This is a genomic window from Paenibacillus sp. FSL R7-0273, assembly GCF_000758625.1.
GTDB lineage: Bacteria > Bacillota > Bacilli > Paenibacillales > Paenibacillaceae > Paenibacillus_AQ.
In genome coordinates this window covers 2,348,023-2,370,083 of the sequence record NZ_CP009283.1, presented here as the reverse complement: position 1 = coordinate 2,370,083, position 22,061 = coordinate 2,348,023, and the positions used below count along the sequence as shown (strand labels likewise).

Here is a 22,061-nt window from a genome sequence, read left to right as displayed (position 1 = left end):
ATGACAGAGACAGCACAGGGCTTCCTCGGAATAATGACCGGCCGCCGCCAGGGGAATCCGCCGATTGCAGAGCCGGAATTCTGCAGCCAGCTTAGCGCTGCGGCCCCGCTGTTTGATCTGAAGGTGCTTGTATTCCACCCGGAGGATGTTGCTGATAACGGCAGCTCCATAACAGGCTATACCTGGAGCGGGGGCCACTGGCAGCAGACGGTGGCGCCTCCGCCTGATATCCTGTACAACCGCTGTTTGTATTCGAGCCCGCAGGAGAAAAAAGCGGCTGCCGCCGCACTCTCCGCACTATCCCGCACCGTTCCCTGGTCAAGGGGGCTGCCTGATAAATGGAGGGTGTATGAGCTTCTCCGGCGCAGCCCAGCCGTGGCATCACTGCTTCCGGAGACGAGACTCTACACCGGTCCGGACGGCCTCGGCTCCATGCTGGCTGAACGGGAATATGGCGTTTTTTTGAAGCCCAAGGCAGGCTCTCACGGCAAGCGGACCCTGCATGCCAGGCTGCTGGGCGGCAAGGAAGGCGGCGGACTAAGCATCCGCGGACGGGACCGGAACAACGGGGCGTTCCGCCTTCACTTCAGAACGCTTGACCAGGGCCTCAGCTGGATTCACCGGTTCACCGGGTCCCGCCGCTACATCATGCAGCCCTACCTGCATCTGACCAGCAGCCGGAATCAGCCCTTTGATGTGCGGGTGCTGATGCAGAAGAACGGCCGCGGTGCATGGACACTGACCGGCATGGCTGTACGGCTCGGCGGCTGCGGGAGCCTGACCTCCAACCTGCACGGCGGAGGCACGGCCGTTGCCGTGTTGCCCTTTCTGCTTGCAGAGTATGGAGCAACCGGAGCTGAGCTCCATGAAGAGCTGGCCGCTGCAGCAGCCGTCCTCCCTCCGCTGCTGGAGGAAACCTGCGGAAGGCTCGGAGAGCTGGGACTCGATTTCGGGATCGATGCCGGAGGCAGAATCTATCTGCTGGAGGCCAATTCAAAGCCGGGGCGCTCCGTGTTCCGGCTGACGGGCGACAGGCGGGCTGCTAAGCTCGCAGCCGAGAACCCGCTGCGTTATGCGCGTCACCTGCTGCTGCACTCGCCGGCAGGCCGCAGAAACAGCAGCTATAATACGCTCCGCTACAGACAGGAGAATGAAATCAATGGTTCCTAAGGAGGATTCATCAATGAGTCTCACTTTTTGCAACGTCCATTTTACCAAGCAGCCCCAAAGAGTTGTGTATGTGTCGGGTGAACTGATGAAAAGCCTAAAGTTATCCGGCAAAAAAAACATCCGGCTGCGGCTCGGCAAGGATGCCATTCCGGCTATGATCAAGCCGATCAAGCGGGCGGGAAAGCATCTGTTCCTGGCTTCCGGCGTAAAGAGCGCCATCAAGGTTCCCAAAACGGGCGGCGTCTATCTGCGCAATCTGCAGAATGACGAGGTGCAGCTCGGTCCGCTGGTCGGCATTCTGTCCGATGGTCCTACCTCATCCGTCAACCCCTTCGGCTCACGTACCGGGTTCATCAAGCAGCTGCTGCGCGAGGGCAGCAACAAATGCTATATCTTTGCCTTCACGCCGCGCGACATTGACTGGCAGAAGGAGCAGGTCAACGGCTTCTTCCTGAATGCCAGCGACAAATTCGAGCGCAAACTGGTCCCGCTGCCGGATGTCGTGTACAACAGGCTGCCGAGCCGCCGGGCCGAAACCTCCCCATACATCAATCAGCTCCGCGAAAGGTTCGGGCGGAAGCGGATTCCATATTTCAACTGGAGCTTCTTCAACAAATCGGATGTATACCGGCTGCTGGAGAACGACAATGCAGCCTACCGCTACGTCCCTGAGACCGTCTCTAACCCAAGCTCAGAAAAAATGCGGGATATGCTGGACCGTCATCATTTCGTATACTACAAGCCGTCTGCGGGCAGCCTGGGACACGGCATTTACCGGCTGACCTACCTGCCCAAGAAGGGCTACTTTGCCCGTTACCGTAAAGGCGGCAAAAATGTGCTGCTGCGCTTCACCAGCTTTGACAGCCTGATGCGGATGCTCCGCTCCCGCCACGGGCAGCACCTGCAGAACTATGTGGTGCAGCAGGGCATCCGCCTGATTGAAATCGACGCCTGCCCGATCGACTTCCGCTTCCATATGCATAAAAACGGCAGCAACCAGTGGGTCGTAGTCGGCATCGGAGCCAAAAAAGCCGGCCGCGGCAGTGTCACTACACATCTTAAGAACGGGGGAGCCCTGCTCACTCCACAGCAGGCGCTGGGTCGGGTGTTCGGCGCAAGATCGGATGAAGTGCTGCAGCGGGCCAAAACAACGGCTGTCAAGCTCGCTGAAGCGCTGGAAATCCAGCACCGCCATCTGCTTGGCGAGATCGGCTTTGACCTGGGCATTGACCAGGATGAAGATATCTGGATGTTCGAGGCGAATGCCAAACCGGGACGTTCCATCTTCCGCCATCCTTCCCTGCGTGCTGAGGGCAAAGCTTCCGTTGAGCATATTCTGGAGCACTGCCTGTATCTCAGCAAATTCCGCAGGAGGGATGACCTGTGAATACCCGCTCCCCTGACTCCGGTAAACCGGTAATTGCTATACTGACAACCAGCGACAGGCTGAAGCAGTTCCGCGGCAACCGGAACAACTTCCGCGACATCATCCGCACCGGCAAGGAAATGGGCTATCTCGTCTATGTCGTCACCGTCCGCGACCTGAAGTTTGAGGAGCAGACGGTGAACGGCTTCATCCCTTCGCCCAGCGGTAAAATCTGGTATAACGCTCCGATGCCCCTGCCGCAGGTCATCTACAACCGGATTCCGAACCGGGATGAGGAGGAGAAGGCTCCGGTCGCCCGCAAAATAGCCGAATGCCTGGAGCACGAATCCATCCTGATGTATAACCCCGGGTTTTTCAACAAATGGAATCTGTTTGAATGGCTGAAGGAATCGAAGGCCACTGTCCGGCATGTGCCCAAAACAAGACGCCTGCGCAGTGCCTCCACGCTCGTTGCAATGCTGAAAAATCATGACAGCCTCTACCTCAAGCCGGAAAACGGCAAGGCCGGCAAAGGCATCATGCGGATTAAATACGCGGCAGAGGCCAGCCTCCCCTTCCGGCTGCAGATCCAGGGCGGCAAAAAAAATATAACCTACAAGGCGGCCTCCATCGACCGGCTGTGGACCCGGATCAAACGGGAAAAGGGGATCTCCCAGTACATCGTCCAGCAGGCCATCGGGCTGGCTACCCACCGCGGCCGCCCCTTTGATCTGCGGGTGCTGCTGCAGAAGAACGGCCGCGGCGCCTGGGCGGTGACCGGAATCGGCGCCCGGCTGGCCGGTGTCCGCAGCATTACCACCCATGTGCCCAGAGGGGGCAGCATAGAGGAGCCTGCGGCCATGCTGGAGGGAACCTTCGGCACGGAGCGGGCTGCCGTCATCCTGAAGAACGTCCCTACCACCGCCTTGCTGATTGCCCGCCAGATTGAGCGGGCTTCGGGCGCCATGCTCGGTGAAATGTCGATGGATCTCGGCGTCGACGAGGAAGGCGGCCTCTGGTTCTTCGAGGCCAATTCACGCCCGATGAAATTTGATGAGCCGGCCATCCGCAAGCTGTCGCTGGAGCGCATCTTCCATTACAGCCAGCATCTCGCCCGGCAGGGTAAGTAGAAACGGCTACGCCGTCCTAAACAGGACGGTAGCCGTTTCTGCGAGAAAGATAAGGATAAAGGATAGCGTGAAATCCTCTAAGGAAGTGAACCCATGCAGATTACTTCTATATATGACAGCAATCCTGACCGCTGGAAAGCAAGGATCGCGGGGCTGCTTGATTTCCTCCGGGAGCACGGAGACCGGCGGATCACACTGCGCGGCTGCCGCCTGCTGGCCCGGCTGACGCCGGAGCAGCTTGCGGTTCCCGGCGTTTCTCTCCTTGTCGCTACAGTCCGCGGGCAGAGCGGCCGGCAGCTGGCCGGCATCAGCTTTGTCTCCGGCTACGGTAAGGAAGCCTGCCTGGTTGCCGTTCACCCCTTATACCGGGGCCGCCATACCGGTACAGCGCTGCTGTCAGCCCAGCTGCAGCGCCTTGGCCGGCTGGAATGCCAGGTGGCCTCTGATAATCCGGCCAGCCTCAAGATGTGCTTCAACAGCGGGCTGGCCGCCGTTGACCTGATAAGCGGCCCGACAGGCAAGCCCACGCTGCTGCTGCAGTCTCTAGCCGGCCGCAGCGCGGTAACTCTCCCACAAGAAGGTGAACTCCTGTGCCAGAACCCGTCTTAGGCATCCTGACGCTGTATTTAAATGACGCCAAGCAGCTTGAGGAGCGCAGTGTCTACCGGAGGATGATCATCGAGGGCCGCAAGCTCGGCCTGGATGTCTTCGTATTTACCCCGATGGACGTTAACGCCGCCAAAGAACAGATACATGCCATGGTCTTTGATCCGGCGAGCGGCAAATGGTCGCGTAAATGGCGCTCTTTTCCGCATATGATCTATGACCGCTGCCGGATTCAGCGGAGCTCCCGGTTCGAGCAGCTGCTGCGCTTCCGCTCACGGTACAATCATCTGACCTTTCTGAACCGTCCGCTGCGCAACAAATGGACGATCCACCAGACCTTTTCACAAAAGACCCGCTTCCGCCAGCATATGCCCGAGACGCTGCTCTACCAGTCTTCGTCCGATCTGCTGCGGATGCTGAAAACGAGCCCGGTGGTCTATGTGAAGCCGGTTAACGGTACGGGCGGACGCGGCATTTTGCGGATCGAACGGCTCAAAGAGGGGCAAAGCCTCTATGATATTCAAGGCCGCCGCCAGAACCGGCAGATCATCTCCCCGCGCAAGGTAACGCTCTCGAAGCTGGAGGCGATTATCCGCCAGTGGTGCGCCGGCGGGCGGTTTCTCGTCCAGCAGGGCATCCCGCTGCGGCTGCCGGGCGGACGCTTCCACGACTACCGCATGCTCGTGCAGAAGAACGGGCAGGGCGTCTGGGAGCTGACCGGCATGGCCGGCCGCGTCGGCGCCGCCCGCAGCGTCACCTCGAACCTGCACGGCGGCGGGCATGCCGTCCGTGCGGAGGTGCTGCTGAAGGAGTGGCTCGGCAGCCAGGAGAAGGCCGACAAGGCCATGAAGTCGGCCGAGAAGCTCGGCCTGGAGGCGGCAGTCTTCCTGGAGGAGAGCTTCGGCACGTTATGCGAGCTGGCGCTCGACCTCGCGATCGACCGCCAGGGCCGGATCTTCGTGCTGGAGGTCAACCCCAAGCCGGCCCGCGAGGTGTTCGCCCGCACCGGCGACGCCGCCACCTACCGCACAGCGCTAATCCGCCCGCTGGAGTACGCGCTGTGGGTGCACAAGAGTAAGAGCGCGCCTGCCCCGGCTAAGGCGGCGGAGGAATAAAGTTGATGCCCCCTGTCCGGGAGATCCCGGAGCGGGGGCATTTGTGTTTACTGTGGCAGCAGCATCCTGTGGGGCTGGTGAGCCATAAAGATTTAGTTTGATTTTCGCCACCTAATTCCGCACATTAGCGTCTTTTGCCGGCATTAGTTTTATAAAAGACATCTATTTCAGCCGAAATCTCCACTTTGATGCATATCCGCTAAATTAGGTATCCTTTTTCCAACTAATATTAAAATATCGTTGTTTGACGAAGAATTAGGTGACGATTTTCCACTTAATCTGATTAGGATGTGCTTTGAACTTCAACCTCGTTCCTGTAAAATATATGAAGCAGTTGTACCAATGTTTATCCAGTATAGATTGGCGACTAGGAAGAAACGAAGAGGTAAGGCCGCACTCCTTAAGAGTAACCTTAAATTTCAATAACTAATTGTGCATAGCCACTCCTCAAGGGGGATTAAGAATAATGAAACGGAAGCATCTGCGCATCATTTTAATTAGCTTAGTACTCCTATTAGGCATATATGTCCTCTTCTTTGGGTTACCTTGGAAATCTATAGCACTTAAAAAACAATTCAAAATCTACTTAGAAGACAAATATCAAACCGAATTCAAATTAAGCAAAATGGACTTTGATTTTATGCACCGCACCTACCTTACTTACGCCTCCCCTATAAATGACCCTACTCTTGTGTTTTTTGTTGGCCAAGATATTGAAGACAAAAAAATTCATGACCTATATCAATATGAATTAAATAAACGTAAAGCTGGAGGAAAATAGGTAAGTGAGAGCAAACATAAACATCGGGCACATCGGGAATATCGGGTACTAGCCTCGAGTTAGTTTGATTGTCGCCACCTAATTCTGCGCATTAGCGTCTTTTGCCGGCATTAGTTTTAAAAAAGACATCTATTTCAGCCGAAATCTCCACTTTGACGCATATCCGCTAAATTAGGTTCCCTTTTTCCAACTATATAGATTGAACTAAAGAAACGACTGACTAGAACCTCACACAGAGCCGGTCGACGATGGTTAAAGGCGATTTCATAATCTCCTCCATAAATTGTTGGACGTTGGTGCGAATTTCAGCGACGGTGTGGTAGAAGACGTTGTTAATCACATCCGATTTCAACCATTTCCACAAGCCTTCAACGGCATTAAATTGAGGGCTATAGGGAGGCAGAAAAACCAGTTCCAGTCGCTCTTTCATCTCCATGAGCAGCGGTGTTAGCAGCTTTGCATGGTGGATTCGCGCATTGTCCAAAACCATCACGATTTTACCTGTGGGATACTCCTGTATGACTTTTTTCAAAAAGCTTAGAAAAGTTTCTGCAGTATACTGCTCATCTTCCTGCCATACGATTTTGCCTGTTTCATAGTCAACGGTTGCCAGCAATTTGACACCGCGATGTTTGCCAGTAGTCGGAATAATCCGTTGTTTCCCGCGGAGAAACCATGTTTTCTGAATGGCCTGATAATCTCGAATCATGGATTCGTCTTCGAATAGCAAATGGTCAATTTCGCCATTGATCACTCTTTTTTTAAGCCGGGAAACGTAGCTTCTGTAAACATCCGTTGTTTTTCTTCGTCTGCTGCGGCCAAGGTATACGTTGGTTTGGTGTAGCTTAGCCCCTGGCGATGCATCATTTTGGAGATCCCGCGAAGCGAGTAATTGATGCCAAATTCCCGTTTAATTAAGGCTGCAAGGATCTCTAGTGTCCAGTTATGACGCGCTGTAAAACCTACATCATGCGGAACCGAGCTTACAATGGTTTCTTTCAGTTTTTCTTGTTGTTCTTTAGTTAGTCGAACGGGTGCTCCAGGAGAATATTTCATTTGAAGACCTGAAAGTCCTCCTGTTTCATACGCCCCAATGTAACCGATCACGGTTTTCTGACTTCGATTGATGATATGGGCAATTTTCTCGACTTCAGTTCCTTGTAGATACAAATATAGTGTCTGGTATCGTTCGTACATCCGACGTTTTTTGGCTTGTTTCATTGCGGTTTCGATTTCTTGAAAAGAAGCTGTTTGGCCCATTACATTTCCCTACCTGTCTGAAGTTATTGTCTATATTACTTCGACATGTAGCAACGAAATCCTTACCATAGTTTTCTAATCTTTAGTTCAACTTATATAACATTAAAATATCGTTGTTTGGCGAAGAATTAGGTGACGATTTTCCACTTAATCTGATGAGGATGGGCTATAAATACTTTTATCACATCCACTTTTACCCATATATAGATATAATATTATAACAAGCAAGTTAATTCTTCTGCGATTCTTCAAGGTTGGAATTGGAGCGCATTAATGAACTAAGAAACGCTTAAGGAGCATTATCCCTATGCACACAGATAAAATTTACAGGATCAGGCAGCTGCATAAACAGTTTGACCAGAGGGTTATCCACGATAAATTGACGTTCGATGTGACTGCAGGTGAGATATTCTGTGCACTGGGCAAAAACGGGGTTGGCAAAACAACCTTAATCAAACAAATGCTCAATCTCATTCTTCCTACGTCGGGCACTATTGAGTATAAAGGCAAGGAAATACATACATATGGCAAGCGGTATTATGCAGAAGTGAACGCGGTATTGGAGGGTAGCAACAATCTGTATTATTTTTTGACCGGGTATGAAAATATAATGTATTTCGGGGGCCTGCACGGACTAAGCCGCAAGGAAACGCTGAGACGGTCGGCGGCTCTGATTGACCTGTTTGAACTGGACCGTGATATTCATAACAATAGCGGCCAATATTCACGGGGCATGCAGCAGAAGCTGGCGATCATTTGCGCATTGGTTAACGAGCCTTCGGTGCTGTTTTTGGACGAGCCGACACTGGGGCTGGATGTACAGTCAAAAAACAATGTGGTGGAATCGGTACGCAAGCTGTCCAGCGACTTTGGGACGACCGTCTTTTTAACCTCGCACCAGTTGGATGTAGTGGAGCAGCTTGCGGATACTGTGATGCTGCTGCACGAGGGGAATGTACGGTTTTCAGGCAGCGTGAAGGCTTTTACAGCACAGTATTCCCAAGAAAAATCCACCGTTATTATCGGGCAGAGAGCGGACAGTATGCTGGCAATTGAGCGGCTGAAGCAGGAGTTCAGGCAATTTCAATTCTCGGAAGACAAGCATGGCAATATTTCACTTGAAATGTATTCGACTGAGGCACTACAGGTGAACGAGGTTTTGCGGAGGCTCCTGGAAAGCGATCTGGAGATCCTTCAGTACACTAAAGATTCCGCTGATCTTGAAGCCATGTTTCTAAATTCTTTTAGTTAAAGGCGGGGTTACTGTGCTATTCACGATTTGCCGCTCCGAAGCCAGGAAATACCTGCTCGAAGTGAAAAAATATTATGCCGACCAACTCGTAAGCGTTCTGATAACCTACATTATCTTTGGAGCTTTTTTTCTGAGCTTAGGGAAAACCGCTGATGGAAGCTTTTATGTGGGTTATATTTACTGGTTCCTTGCCAGCTCCGTTATTGGTGAAGCATCTGTATCCATCTCTTCCGAAAAGCAGATGGGCACATTTGAGCAGTTAATGATGAAGCCTGTGAATATTGGTGTGCTGATGACAATAAAAACAGTAGTATGGCTGGGTGTTAATTTTCTTAAGGTTTTGCTCCTGTTGCTTATTCTTAAATTGACGCTCCCTATCGAAATCGCTTTTCATCCGGGAATTATTCCGGTATTCCTGCTCTCAATGACAGGCGTGTACGGGTTTACACTTATTCTGGTGGCGCTGACGATCAAATATACGAAGACAGCCTCCTTTGAAAGTGTTATTTCGTACGTGCTGCTCTTCTTCTCAGGTTCCTTGTTCAGCCTGAACAATATGCCGGACCTTGTAAAAACGCTGGCCTCCTCGCTGCCTTTAACCTCAGGGATCGAACTCTCGAGACGAATGATCCAGCACGAATCCGTGTCCTCCGGCGAGGTGGCGGGCCTGGTTCTTCATTCTTTGCTCTATTTATTGTCGGGTCTGGCGCTCTTCCTGATCATTATGAGACATAGCAGAAACCAGGGCATTAACAGCCGTTATTAGAACATTGCTTGTATTGCTGAGGTTCTTTTCAGCTTAAGCGTACCGCTCACCCTCCGTCAGTAGCTCATTTAAAATTTAGTTTGATTTTCGCCACCTAATTCCGCACATTCGCGCCATTTTCCCACATTAGTTAGAAAAAAGACATCTATTTCAGCCGAAATCTCCACTATGGCGCATATCCGCTAAATTAGGTTCCATTTTTCTAACTAATATTAAAATATCGTTGTTTGACGAAGAATTAGGTTCCATTTTTCCACTTAATCTGATGTACACACGCTTCACCCCTCTCTAACCAGCAGCTTTTCATAGAAAATAATCAGCAAGCTCCATAGCCCAGCCTATTATGTAAGGTGCATAGAAGAAGCATACGATTGTAACGATAAAGCAGGATAACATTAGCCCTGACTTATTATGTTTGACTGAAAACATTATAAAAAGCACGTAACAAACCACTATAACTGCCAACACGCTTATCGGAATGACAGGATCATTGTACATGGGACTTATAGTAAAAGATACAAATCCGGCGTCCTCCTCCTCACCGCCAACTGGGTTCATCTGCAATATTAGTTCGATTACGGACAACCAGACCCCGGGCCCTGCAGCAATACTAAATAATACAAATAAAACACTCACCAGAATTACCAGATAAATGCCCCCTTATTATCATCCTTCAATTAAGTTTTTCGTGCAGCTCTTCGGCCTCAGATCGGGAGCCAGGGTGTAAGAAAAAAGGAAAGCAACGCCGTTCCCGCACATATAAGCAGCAATGGCTCCAGCCTCTCTTCCAGCAGATGCCGTGCAAACACAATGCACACAACAATACATAATAATAACAGCGCTATGTAAAAAAATAAGGCATCGTAGCGGGTGACTGTGAACAAACCGCCAGTACCGGCAGAAAAAGCTATACCAATAACTAAATGCCATACACCAGCTCCCATCGCAGCACTTAGAACAATAAACAATAGACTCATAATCATTGAATATACTCCCTCAACTTATCAAGAATGGCATTCACAATCTCTCATAAATTCCCTCCACATCTATTTATCGGATCTTCGCTTCATTTAGTTACATCTGAACAACCCGTTAGTGTCTGTACAACAAACCTGAGCTGCAGATCCGCAAAGGAATCATGTGCTCAGGTGAGCAGCCAACTGCCCCCACCCTCCCTCAGCTTATATGTACAAAAAAAGCACCAAGCGCAGGTTCCCCGCACTTAGTGCTTCTATACTCTTGATCCCAATATTCCGCTCAGTCCCTGCTATTCGGCGTTGTCGTACAGCCCGATCAGCTCATCGAACGCAGAGATGATAACGTCCGAGCCCTTGAGCTCCTCCTGGCGGCCGAAGCCGGCATAACCGCAGCCGATTACGGTCTGGCCGTTGCCTTTGCCGGCCTCCACATCGGAGGAGCGGTCGCCGACCATCCAGGCGCTGCTTACCCCGTTGTCCTTAAGCAGGATACCCAGCAGCTCGGTCTTGGTCGCTGTCCCCTGACCGCCCGCGCTATAAAGCCCTTCGAACAGATCCTTCAGCTCATGCACAATTACAATGCTGTGAATGTAATCCGCCAGCCCGTTGCTGGCGACGAACAGCCGCACTCCGCGCTCGTGCAGAGCACGCAGCGTCTCCACTACCTTCGGGTACAGCAGGGTACCTCCGGCTTCCAGCCCCTCAATCTCCAGCTGCAGCAGCAGCTCATCCGCCCGGCGGTGAACCGCCGCATCCGCTTCCGGCATTACATTATGCCAGATCTGTGCAAGCAGCATGCCCAGGCTGCCCAAAATACGCTCCTCCGGCGGCGTGGGACCGGTGTATAGCCCTTCCTCGCGGAGGATATCGAACATTTTATGATAAGCGGGCAATAACAGGCTTTCGGTCTGGAACAGCGTTCCGTCCATATCGAAGACAATCGCTTCCGGTTTATTCAGTTTCGTCATTGAGTGACCTTCCCTTCCGGTGTTGTTCTGTGTGCTGCAGGTGATCTCTAATCATGATATAGGATCGCGGCATGCGTTGTCTATGAAACCGGAAATCAGGGTAAGTAAAAGAGACCGGAGCATCCACTGTTAAGTGTCAGCACCCGGTCCCTCCATTCAATATTAAATATTATACCCGGTCAAAGCTGGAGATCAGCTCATCCAGAACATCCTTGCTGACCATTTTGCCTCTGAAGTTGATCAGGTTCTCTGCGCTTCCGGAGAAGATGCAGGTAGGCTCGTATTTTCTCAAAATGATCTTTTCTCCGTCAACGAAAATTTCCAGCGGGTCTTTTATATCGATTCCCATTGTTCTGCGCAGCTCAATTGGAATTACAATACGTCCCAGTTCATCTACTTTTCTTACAATACCTGTTGCTTTCATCATTATGCATCCTCCCTTGAAATAAGCACCTTATATAATCATTTGTGTTAAAAGCTATCAAGGCTTCTAAATAGTAGTAATGATTACGCTCATATTTGCATTGTAAAGTGCTATTTCTTCCATGTCAAATTTATTTCTACATCTTTTGATATATATCGACAAATAATTCGACAAAGTTTAGAGATGTTTCGACAAAATATCAAAATAAACACTTTTAAAACCATTTTTCATTTTAAATAGAAATATTATGTTTTTTAGATAGTTTTATTTAAATAATAATGGTATTTTGAGTAAATAGCAAAAAGACACCCTCCGCAAGCACTGGATTTACGTTTCCACGTTGCGAAGGGTGCATATATTCATACGGTGCTTTAGACCTTGCTGCCGGTGTTAAACATGCAGCTCAAACAGTCTGGCTGTCTTCCCGGCGGGAATAGACACCTTTAAGCTGCCCTGTTCCTTGTCCCAGCTCCACTCAGCATTATGCTGCTTGGGATAGGCACAGCGAATCTCAGGCTCCCGGCCTGCCAGCTCAGGCAGCGGCAATGTGATGCCCTGCTCTTCACCAGCAATCCGCCATACAGCCAGATAGCGGACGTTACCATGCTGCAGGCCATAGCTGACCCAATTGCTGCCGCTGCCCGGCAGGCCGAGCGGCCAGAACGGCAGTGCCTGCGGGATCTGTGCGCGGATAGACTTATAGTAGTCCAGCGCTTCCCGCACCAGCTCTCTGCGGCCGGGGGCAAGCTCAGCCAGATGACCGCTCTGGTGTACGCGAAGCAGCAGGGCATTGACCATATTGAAGATAACCTCTTCATCATCACCTTCACGCAGCGGATAAGACCACACAGCCGACTGCTCCGGAGTCAGCGCCAGCGGGGAGCCTGCAGCAATTGCCGCATACTGCACATAATCCTCCTGGTCACTGGTAGACTGGATGCTGTGGCGGCTGAGCATTGCGTAATCCATCCGCATGCCGCCGCTTGAGCAGTTCTCGATAACCAGCTCCGGATAACGCGCGAAGATGCTGTCCAGCCAGGCAAGATAAGCCCGGTTATGCTGCAGCAGCCCGTCACCGAAGCTGTCCGCAGCCGTCTCCGTTCCGATGCCCGCATTGATGTTGTAGTCCATTTTGATATAGCCTACGCCATATTCCTCCACCAGCCGGGCAATCACGCCATCGGCATGTTCAATTACCTTGGGATTGCGGTAGTCCAGCTGATAACGGCTGCGGTCCTTGACCCGTTTGCCGTGCCGCATGAAGAACCAGCTGTCATCCGTCTCGGCCAGCTTAGGACTGTTGATGCCCATAACCTCCAGCTCCAGCCACAGACCCGGAATCATCCCTTTACCGCGGATGTAATCCAGCACAACTTTAATGCCTTCCGGAAAACGCTCAGCCGAGGGCTCCCACTGGCCAACGCCGTCCCACCACTCGCCCGGCGCATACCACCCGGCATCAATGCAGAAGTATTCACAGCCTACATCTGCGGCGGCGTCGATCAGCGGCAGAAGCTTCTCTGTCGTCGGACTGCCCCACAGGCAGTTCATATAGTCATTAAAAATAATCCGCAGCAGCTCATTGTCCTCATTCGGTCTGCGGATGATCCGGCGGTACGCGGTCAGCTGTGCAGCCGCTGCTTCTATCCCGCCATACACGGAGCCGGCTGCAACCGGCACGGAGGTAAACTCTTCACCCGGCGCAAGCTTCAGCCACCAGTGATTGTCATGCTCCGTCGGACCGCTTGCCAGCAGGGTAAGCTGATCGTACTGGTCGGTCAGCTCCCAGTGCCACGAGCCGTTATGCTCGATCTGCCAGAACAGGCTGCTTCCGCTCTCTTTGTTATGCAGCACCGCCATGGGCAGCAGCTCCGCCGCCGACCAGGAGCCGGTATTGCTGGCGGCAATCCGCTTCGAGCCCCGGTCAGCGAGATGGTACATGCCCAGCTCCGGCAGGCTGTAGGTCCGCCACTGCAGCTCACTCTGCCAGCCGCTGTGCGCCAGCGTGACTTCGATTTTGCTGCCCCGGTCCCCGCCGCCCTCTTTATCCACACCTGTAAGGGCAAAGGAAGAAACATATTCAACGGCGGCCCCGCGGTCCCCTTCATTCTTCAGCACCGTCCAGGCGCGCAGGATCTGCGCTCCGCTGTAAAACTGATAATGCTGCACGGCCTTAACACCCGTTACCGGATCAGCGAGCGTCAGTTCCAGCTTGCGCCCCAGTGCATTCACTGTGTCACTATGTCCGCTGTATTCCATCCGCAGTCCCGGATAAGAGGCGCGGTGCGTCCGTCCGTGATACTCATCCCGGTCCTCCCCGGACAGCTGCAGCTCCAGCAGCCGGAAGCCCGGCTTATGCTTGTCCGCAATCACGCCCGGCTCAAGCGGAGCTGCCCCGAAATGCAGCAGCCGCACATCCAGCTCCTCTGTAATTTCAATCGTAAGATAAAGCCCGTTTTCGGCAATCTCAATCAGTCTGCTGGTCATAAGTGTTGAAGCCTCCTGACAAATGATGGTGTCTTCCTTCTCTCCTAATTATAAAGCCTGTGTTTTGGATTTCTACTGCGGCCAGCAGATATAATCAGGAAATCCAAACATAACAGCGGCCGGAAATCCAAACATTCCCCGCAGTTGCGGCAAGCCGCCGAGCAATCCGCTTTAAAAACTCTGTTACATAACAAAGACAGCCCCGCCGGTAAGAACCTTACCATCGAGACCGTCCCGGTTATCACTTTCTTTTATTCAGCTGAACCGAATTGAATCCAAGCTTTTTGAATCTCATCAATCGCCTGGTCTTTAGTCTTGCTGCCGCCGATATAAGCCTGCATCAGCTCACCGAATTTCTGGTGGAAGGTATCCAGCGAGTAGTTGACGGACAGGTCGCCGGACTTCTCGGTTTTGAGAATTTCATTCATTTCCTTAGGCATCTGCAGATCAGGCATAGGTGCATCCTTGATTGGCGGAATAACCTTGGCTACAGTGGAGAACCAGCTCTTGCCGTAGTCGGAAGTGTACAGCCAGTTGAAGAATTCAATTGTTTCGGCAGCGACTGCGGAATCCTTGTTGATGCGCAGCGCCTGGTCAGCACCGGTAATGATTTGGGACTGCTCAGCCTTGTCGCTGACCGGATAGCCGGCGATGCCGAGATCAAAGTCAGGGGTGATTTTCTTAATAGCTTCTTCATCCCATGCGCCCTTACCAGTCATAAATGCTGCTTTGCCAAGGGCAAAGTCACTGACCTGAGCGTTACTGTCACGCTCCAGCGGCTTGTCTGTACCATGTTTAACCGTAGTATCAATGAAGCTGAAGAAGTTATCGTACAGCACCGGATGATCCTTAATGGTCGTTTCCCCGGCGATGAACTGGGCTACAAGCGTCTTAGCATCTGATCCCGCATCGATTGCGGCTGCATCCACGAAGTGCTGGAAGATATGCTTCCATACCCACCACTCTTTGTAGGCATTGGCAAACGGTGTAATGCCCTTGGCTTCCAGCTTGGTGATGGCGTCATCCAGCTCAGCGGTTGTTTTTGGCACTTCAGTGATGCCGGCATCTGCGAGAAGCTTTTTGTTGTACATTAGCACGAACAGATTGCCTTTGACCGGAAGTCCCAGCACCTTGCCGTCTGTTGAGCTCATGTTGGCACGCACCGCATCAGTCATCGCTGCTGCCAGCGGCTCATTGGTCAGGTCGGCACTGTATTCGGCAAAGGTATCGATATCCCCGCCGGCAGTAGTCTGGAAGACGTCCGGTGTGCTGCCTGCGGCAATTTTTGATTTTAGTACGGTATTATAGTCGGCTTGCATAATTTCCAGGTTGATGGTCACGTTCGGCTTCACTTTTTTATATTCGGCAATGTAAGCATTGAAGGCGTCCGTGTACTCCGGAGATGCGGTGAACATATTAATCGTTACGGGCTTGGAGGAGTCTGTTTCGGCAGCTGCATTATCCCCGCCGTTTGTTCCAGCCGTGTTGTTAGCGGCATTATTGTTATTGCCTCCGCAGCCGGCCAGCAATCCCCCGGCGAGCAGCAGGCTCGCAGAGACCGCCATGAATCTTTTTAACATGATGTTGCCCCCTTTTCCTCATGTATCTTGTGTTCTTGGTGTTTATTCTAAATAAAAAGAAAAAGGATAAGAATGTACATAAGTGAACTTCTAAGGGTAAAAAAGTGGGCTAATGTAACCGTTTCACTTTTCTGCCTCCAGCGCCCGGGTCCGGAATTCAGAAGGCGAGCAGTCATAGTAATTGCGGAACGCCTTGCTGAAATAGTTCTTGTCCTTGTAGCCCAGCATTTCAGAAATATCCTGAACCTTGAGCGCCGGGTCGGCCAGCAGATCCCTGGCTTTGTCCATTCTCACCTTTTGCACATACTCATGAATGCCGCAGCCGTATTTGCCCTTGAACAGCTTCATCAAGTATTCTCTGCTCAGGAAATACTTATCCGTGAACATCGATATTTTAATATTCTCGAAATAATGGTTATCAATGTATGCTTTAATATTTTCCAGCACCCCGCTGCGGTTACCGGCCAGCGATCTGCTGATTTCACCGGCATAGGCATCCATAAGCTCATTCAGCAGCCCTTCAAACTGGCTGAACGAGCTGTAATCCCCGCTGAGACCCAGTGCAGCCAGCCCCCTGTTCTTAACCGCACGCAGCGAAGCCGGCGCTTCCTCCAGCTCACCGGCAATGTCGCCGAGCAGAATCAGAAGCTCACGGAGCGTCCGGTCTGCATCCCCCAGGCTGAAATGAGCGGAGGACTGCCACTTCCGGGTGAATTCATTCAGAATGCTTTTGGCATGGGCGGCGTTTCCGCTCTCCAGAATGCTGCGGATCTGCGGCATCCGTCCTGTCAGGGAAGGGCTGTCCTTGAAGCCCTGCACGGCAGGGCCGCCTCCGGCCACCAATGGCCCCTTCAATTGCAGCAGATCGATATCATCGAGCCTTGCTTTAGCCATATCATAGGAGCCGGCAAGCTCAAGGTAGTCACCGTATGTAGCACCGACCGCACCGGCACATACGATGCCGAACAGCTCCTTCAGCGTCGCAGCCGCCTTTTTCAGCTGATGCATGGAGTGAAAGGCCGCGTCCTCCTCATAGCCCTTTTTCAGCGTAAATACCGCAATCAGCTCCCGCTCATTCTTCGGATTCACAAAGCTGAACGCCTCAAATGCCCCGCCGCTGTTCTCATTAATCACGTTCGTCACGGCAAAATGCATCAGATCACGGTCCTCGCGGAACCTTGCGCGGCGCACCTGCTCCAGATTGAGCAGCCGCAGAACGCCGGCCGTGAACTGGCTGCCGGCCGTATCCGCGCCGATCAGCGGCAGAAAGGCCTCATTGGACTGGCTCTTGAAGCTGCGCTCTATAATGGAGAGATACATCTTCTCCTTCAGCTTCGGTACAGACATATTCAGTGTAATATTTTGCGTGATGAACTCACTTCTCTTCCGCCGTTTCGCTTCAAGCATATCTACAGCCTTGCGCAGTGCACTGTTGAGATCGCCGCGGTTCACCGGCTTCAGCAAATAATCGACCACCTTGGAGCGGATCGCCTGCCGGGTATATTCGAAGTCATTGTAGCCGCTGATCACAATCAGCAGCAGCTCTGGAAACTCCTGCTCCGCAATCTGCAGCAGCTGGCTGCCGCTAAGCTCCGGCATTTTCATATCGACCAGGGCCAGATCGAATTTGTCCCTGCGCAGCATCTCCAGCCCGGTCTTGCCGTCATTTGCCTCCAGCACCTCGCTGACCCCGAGTCCCTTCCAGTCGCCCAGAATATGAATCGCTTCGCGCAGCGGCTCCTCATCATCAATGATCAGTACTTTATACATGTTGTTATTGGCCTCCCCGCGGTAAAAGAATATCCATTTGCGTTCCGTTTCCCTCACTTGTTATCAGCAGTCCCGCTTCATCCCCGTACAGCAGCTTCAGCCGGGTGTTTAAATTTTTTAGCCCGATGCTCTCGTGCCCGCCATCCCCAGCCGCTTCCCCGCCCAGCTCTTCCTCCCACTGGATCTGCAGCGAGCCCAGCACCTCACCGAGCCGTTCCTCCGTCATTCCCGGGCCGTCATCCTTCACTGAAATGACACTGTAGGCCGGTGTGACATGCGCCTCAATCCGGATGGTGACGGTGGCAGATACCTTTTCCAGGGCATGCTTGATGCAGTTCTCGACCAGCGTCTGCACCGACAGCTTCGGAATCCGCAGCTCCATCAGGCTCTCATCCCAGTTGTATACCACTTGCATCCGGCTGCCGAACCTTGCTTTCTGCAGAGCCAGATAGCGCTCTATATGCCGCAGCTCCTCGCTGGCCTGGACAACATCCCGGCCGCTGATGCAGTATCTGAGCGTAAGCGCCAGATTGTCCACCATCTCGACGATATCATCATTGTTGTTTTTGAGCGCCTTGGTGGAAATCGCCTGCAGGGCATTATAGAGAAAATGCGGATTGATCTCCGCTTCAAGCGCTTTAAGCACCGCGTTTTTCTCGACGATTTTCATTTTATAGCGTTCATTGATCAGCTCGTTCGTCCGCTCCACCATCTTGTTGAAATGCCGGGACAGATAGGCAATTTCATCATTGCCCTCCACTCTCGCCTCCGCCTCAAAGCTGCCTGCGCTGAAGCGCTTCATCTGTAGGGACAGATTCTTCAGCGGGCTGGTAATCCGGTTCGACAGGAAGCCGACCAGAATGACCGAGGCCATCAGAAACAGCAGCCCGATCGAATAGCTGAGCTTGCGCGTCGTTGTCGCCGCTTCGTAAATTTGCTTGTAGGGAATCGGCTTAACGAGCTTCCAGCCCTCTTTTTGACTGATATCATAGATAACCAGGTACTTCTCCGCCTCATCCGCCCAGGTCAGCTGTCCGCCCTGCTCAGGTGTAAGCTGGCTCAGCAGCTCCGCCTCTTGCGCACGGGCATAAAACGTCCGGTCATCCACGACAAACGGCTCGTTGTCCGGGCTGATATACATTAGATGCTCCCCTTCTGCGAAGGGAATATCCTTAATAATCTCATCCGTCACACTGGAGTTGAAATACAGCGACAGCACCGCCTGCGGCTCACGGGAAGATATCGAGCGCAGCAGCCGGTGATAGCCCATGAAGCTTGCATCCGGCTTGACCTGATAGTCCCCCTGCTCTGCCGTACCATTAACAAAAGACTGGTAGGAGCGGTTGTTCGGACTGCCGAGTGCACGCTTGTACCAGGTCAGCTGATCAATCGGCGGATGCTCGGCGACCCGGACCGTAATATTATAGTTCTCTTTTGTCACATAATAATATTTCTGCTCCTTGATGATGTAGAGATAGATCGACTCCAGATCCTTGCGCGAAAAATAGAGATTCTTCAGATAGTCCTCCACATACATCTTGGAAGCATAATCCTGTGATTCATGCGTAATGGCGTAAGCGAATTCGTCATAGGAGATCTGCGGCAGGGACAGCTGCTCAATCCCGTCCAGATAGCTCTCCAGATTCCGGCCGACCAGCAGCAGGTTGTTGCTTGTGCTCGATATGCTGTTGTTCACCGATTCCTTGCGCAGCATTCCGTAGGAGATGAACGTCAGCGAAGTGACCACGAGGATGACAATAATGGAGAACAGCAGGATCAGCTTATTGGCCAGACGGCGGGAAATCCGCTCCAGCAGCGGCTCCAGCAGCTTTTGCAGGGTGTTTTTGATAATGGCCGAAGCCTCCTCGCCTGTAATTTTGTTTCCGCTTTCAGTTCACTTTTTTACCCCTAACTGTCTTCTTAAATCCATTTCTGAGTATACGGCGCTGCCCTATAATACACAATATAGACTAACCGGAATGGTTAAGTGTGGCAAGCGGGGTCAGTTACTCCCACCCTATAAATAGCAGAAGAGGTGCATCCATGTTAAAATCACTCGGCAGAAAATGGCGCGAGAAAACGGAATTCGGGCTCTTCACCCTCCCCGTTCTCATCTGTATCGCAGTAGCCTTCTACATCCCGTTTATTATGACCATCCGTTATTCCTTAACCAAATGGAACGGAATTTCCAAGCATCCCAAATTTGTCGGGCTGGACAACTTCAAGCAGATATTTACGGGGGATACCAACTTCTCCGATTCGGCCTGGTTCACGATTAAATATGCCGTACTCTACATCGTAATTGTCAATGTGCTGGCCATTCTGCTGGCCGTGCTGCTTGATATGAAGCTGAAGTCCACCTCCTGGCTGAGAGCGGCCTTCTTCATCCCTTATATTCTCAGCCTGGTTATCGTCGGCTTTATCTGGAAATTCATCTTCATGCAGGGCTTCAACTCGCTCGGTGAAAGCACCGGCTGGGCCATCTTCGATCTGAGCTGGCTGGGGACGCCGGGGCTCGCTTTTATATCCATATTAGGGGTATCCATCTGGCAATCTATCGGGTTCTATCTTGTCATTTACATCGCCGGCCTGCAGTCTGTGCCTGAGGATCTAAAAGAAGCAGCAACGGTGGACGGCGCCGGGGCGCTCAGACGTTTCTTCAGCATTACGCTGCCGCTGCTTGCACCATCCATTACAATCTCGGTATTTATGGCGCTGACCAACTCCATTAAAGTATTCGACGTGATCCTGTCGCTGACCGGCGGCGGTCCCGGCGGAACCACCTACAGTATCGCCTATGACATTTACCGTGACACGTTCCAGAACAACCTGTACGGCTACGGTACGGCGAAAGCGCTTATCCTGTTCGTTGCGGTGCTGATCGTTACCGTTATTCAGCTTACATTCTTCAAGAAAAGAGAGGTGGAGGCATAATGAAAACCAACAACAAGGCAGGCAAAATTGTACTGGAGATTGTGCTCGTCCTCCTCTCCCTGCTGTTCCTGTATCCGCTGTTCCTGACCATTATCAACTCGTTCAAAAGCTTCGGCGAGGTCATGACCGACGTCATTGCCCTGCCGCAAAAGCTGACGTTCGCCAACTATTCCTATGTATGGGAATTCATCAACTATCCGCGCCTGTTCCTGAATAACTTCATCATTACCGGACTGGGGCTGCTGGGTATTGTGTTTGTCTCCTCCATTGCCGCCTATAAGCTGGCGCGGACCAAAACAAGATGGAGCGGTGTCATCTACTTCCTCTGCATTATGCCGATGCTGATTCCGTTCCAGTCCATCATGCTGACCGTGCTGCAGACGGCCAAAAACCTAAATTTGTCTGAAAGCACCTGGGGCCTGGGCCTGCTGTACTGGGGCTTTGGTGCACCGCTTGCCGTATTTATCTATCATGGCTTCGTGAAAGGCATTCCGCTGGAAATCGACGAAAGCGCCACGATTGACGGGGCCTCCGGCTTCCGACTGTTCTTCAGTGTCATCTTCCCGCTGCTGAAATCGGTAACAACCACCATTGTCATCATCGATGTAATGTGGATCTGGAACGACTTCCTGCTCCCGCTGCTGATGGTCAACGGCTCACCGGATACGAAGACGCTGACGCTGGCCGCTTACACCTTCGTCGGACAGTATACCTCTGACTGGCAGTATGCAATGACAGCTATGGTAATGGCCGTATTGCCATCGATCATCGTGTTCATCTTCCTGCAAAAGTATATTGTCAAGGGCGTTGTTGCCGGGGCGGTTAAGGGCTGACCGGGTAGAGCTGTTGCAGTCTACAGCATGATTTAACTATAAAAAGCACCCCGCAGCCGTGATGGCTGCGGGGTGCTTTTGGGTTTGGTATGCCTGATGCGCCTATCGCCTGTCTGCGGACTAAACTCGTTAGGCTTCGTTCAATTAAGTGGAAATACGTCACCTAATTCCGGGCTGAGTGCCGGGAAGAGAACATTAGCTGGAAAAAGGACACCTAATATTGCTGATTTCGCTCCGAGGGAGGATTAGCTCCACAGCCCCCTAAAGAAGTTGGAGTCCTCCCCCACAAAAATGTAGACTAGATACAGGAGGAGGATGAACGGTATGGGACACTTAACAGGAACAAGAGAGAAGGCCGCGCAAGAGGTGTTGTCTGGCATTAAGGCAGCGGTGGTTGCCCGAAAGTATGGAGTGACCCCATCGACGGTGAATCAGTGGGTGAGAGATTACCGGGAAGCCCATGGGGAACAAGATCATCCGTATCCCCAAGATCAGGTGGAGGAACTGAAACGCCTGCTGGATGTCGAGCAGAAATACGAGAAGGCTGTGAAGATCCTCGGTGAAAAGGAGCTAGAGATTGAGATTTTGCGTGAACTGCTAAAAAAGCCAACCCCTGCTTATCCGAAAAAATCGAGGTAGCCG

At 52.1% G+C, this 22,061-nt stretch carries 19 protein-coding genes; 11 read left to right on the top strand and 8 right to left on the bottom strand.

The features are described 5' to 3' along the window. The 6 genes from R70723_RS10040 (at position 1) to R70723_RS10015 (ending at position 6,168) form a co-directional block, all read left to right on the top strand. Positions 1-1,170, top strand: a complete 1,170-nt coding sequence (locus tag R70723_RS10040) for a YheC/YheD family endospore coat-associated protein (protein WP_047171089.1) — start codon at positions 1-3, stop codon at positions 1,168-1,170. Positions 1,171-1,183: 13 nt separating this feature from the next. Continuing rightward, a complete protein-coding gene (locus R70723_RS10035) occupies positions 1,184-2,557 on the top strand; it encodes a YheC/YheD family endospore coat-associated protein (RefSeq protein WP_039871738.1) in 1,374 nt (457 codons plus the stop codon). Continuing rightward, positions 2,554-3,666 (top strand): YheC/YheD family endospore coat-associated protein, encoded by a 1,113-nt coding sequence (locus R70723_RS10030; RefSeq protein WP_039871736.1) that lies wholly within the window; start codon positions 2,554-2,556, stop codon positions 3,664-3,666. The genes R70723_RS10035 and R70723_RS10030 overlap by 4 nt, the downstream gene beginning before the upstream one ends. 93 nt (positions 3,667-3,759) lie before the next feature. Then, a complete protein-coding gene (locus tag R70723_RS10025) occupies positions 3,760-4,275 on the top strand; it encodes a GNAT family N-acetyltransferase (RefSeq protein ID WP_039871734.1) in 516 nt (171 codons plus the stop codon). Beyond that, complete coding sequence (locus tag R70723_RS10020) at positions 4,257-5,387, top strand: YheC/YheD family endospore coat-associated protein (protein WP_039871732.1); 1,131 nt, start codon at positions 4,257-4,259, stop codon at positions 5,385-5,387. The genes R70723_RS10025 and R70723_RS10020 overlap by 19 nt, the downstream gene beginning before the upstream one ends. 466 nt (positions 5,388-5,853) lie before the next feature. Further along, a complete protein-coding gene (locus tag R70723_RS10015) occupies positions 5,854-6,168 on the top strand; it encodes a hypothetical protein (RefSeq protein WP_039871730.1) in 315 nt (104 codons plus the stop codon). A gap of 220 nt (positions 6,169-6,388) precedes the next feature. Here R70723_RS10015 and R70723_RS32855 read toward each other — a convergent pair. Continuing rightward, positions 6,389-7,428, bottom strand: a protein-coding gene (locus R70723_RS32855) for an IS630 family transposase (protein WP_197071796.1) whose coding sequence is annotated in 2 segments (ribosomal slippage) — positions 6,389-6,922 and positions 6,925-7,428 — 1,038 coding nt in all. Because the reading frame shifts where the segments join, the coding sequence is not laid out codon by codon here. Positions 7,429-7,735: 307 nt separating this feature from the next. On the opposite strand from R70723_RS32855, the gene R70723_RS10000 reads away from it, so the two are divergent. After that, complete coding sequence (locus R70723_RS10000; protein ID WP_052421254.1) at positions 7,736-8,680, top strand: ABC transporter ATP-binding protein; 945 nt, start codon at positions 7,736-7,738, stop codon at positions 8,678-8,680. A gap of 13 nt (positions 8,681-8,693) precedes the next feature. Further along, positions 8,694-9,446 (top strand): ABC transporter permease, encoded by a 753-nt coding sequence (locus R70723_RS09995; RefSeq protein ID WP_039871726.1) that lies wholly within the window; start codon positions 8,694-8,696, stop codon positions 9,444-9,446. Between the two features lie 704 nt (positions 9,447-10,150). Here the strand turns inward: R70723_RS09995 and R70723_RS09985 are convergent. From R70723_RS09985 to R70723_RS09955, 7 genes are all read right to left on the bottom strand, one after another. Then, on the bottom strand, positions 10,151-10,429 hold the full coding sequence (locus R70723_RS09985) for a hypothetical protein (protein WP_039871724.1): 279 nt from the start codon (positions 10,427-10,429) through the stop codon (positions 10,151-10,153). Between the two features lie 284 nt (positions 10,430-10,713). Further along, a complete protein-coding gene (locus tag R70723_RS09980; RefSeq protein ID WP_039871723.1) occupies positions 10,714-11,391 on the bottom strand; it encodes an HAD family hydrolase in 678 nt (225 codons plus the stop codon). Between the two features lie 169 nt (positions 11,392-11,560). Beyond that, positions 11,561-11,818, bottom strand: coding sequence for an AbrB/MazE/SpoVT family DNA-binding domain-containing protein (locus tag R70723_RS09975; protein WP_039871721.1), 258 nt, complete (start codon positions 11,816-11,818; stop codon positions 11,561-11,563). Between the two features lie 387 nt (positions 11,819-12,205). Beyond that, positions 12,206-14,302, bottom strand: coding sequence for a glycoside hydrolase family 36 protein (locus R70723_RS09970; RefSeq protein ID WP_039871720.1), 2,097 nt, complete (start codon positions 14,300-14,302; stop codon positions 12,206-12,208). A 251-nt stretch (positions 14,303-14,553) separates the two neighbouring features. Further along, positions 14,554-15,882: a type 2 periplasmic-binding domain-containing protein gene (locus tag R70723_RS09965; RefSeq protein ID WP_039871719.1), complete on the bottom strand. Its 1,329-nt coding sequence runs from the start codon at positions 15,880-15,882 to the stop codon at positions 14,554-14,556. Positions 15,883-16,005: 123 nt separating this feature from the next. Further along, positions 16,006-17,652: a response regulator transcription factor gene (locus tag R70723_RS09960; protein WP_039871716.1), complete on the bottom strand. Its 1,647-nt coding sequence runs from the start codon at positions 17,650-17,652 to the stop codon at positions 16,006-16,008. A 4-nt stretch (positions 17,653-17,656) separates the two neighbouring features. After that, positions 17,657-19,399, bottom strand: a complete 1,743-nt coding sequence (locus tag R70723_RS09955) for a cache domain-containing sensor histidine kinase (protein WP_231574860.1) — start codon at positions 19,397-19,399, stop codon at positions 17,657-17,659. 296 nt (positions 19,400-19,695) lie between these two features. Between R70723_RS09955 and R70723_RS09950 the strand changes: the two genes are divergently transcribed. The 3 genes from R70723_RS09950 to R70723_RS09940 all read left to right on the top strand — a co-directional run bounded on the left by R70723_RS09950 (position 19,696) and on the right by R70723_RS09940 (position 22,058). Continuing rightward, positions 19,696-20,586 (top strand): carbohydrate ABC transporter permease, encoded by an 891-nt coding sequence (locus R70723_RS09950; RefSeq protein WP_039871714.1) that lies wholly within the window; start codon positions 19,696-19,698, stop codon positions 20,584-20,586. Then, positions 20,586-21,419 (top strand): carbohydrate ABC transporter permease, encoded by an 834-nt coding sequence (locus R70723_RS09945; protein WP_039871712.1) that lies wholly within the window; start codon positions 20,586-20,588, stop codon positions 21,417-21,419. The genes R70723_RS09950 and R70723_RS09945 overlap by 1 nt, the downstream gene beginning before the upstream one ends. Before the next feature lie 324 nt (positions 21,420-21,743). Beyond that, positions 21,744-22,058: a helix-turn-helix domain-containing protein gene (locus R70723_RS09940; RefSeq protein ID WP_052421141.1), complete on the top strand. Its 315-nt coding sequence runs from the start codon at positions 21,744-21,746 to the stop codon at positions 22,056-22,058. Positions 22,059-22,061: the final 3 nt, after the last annotated feature.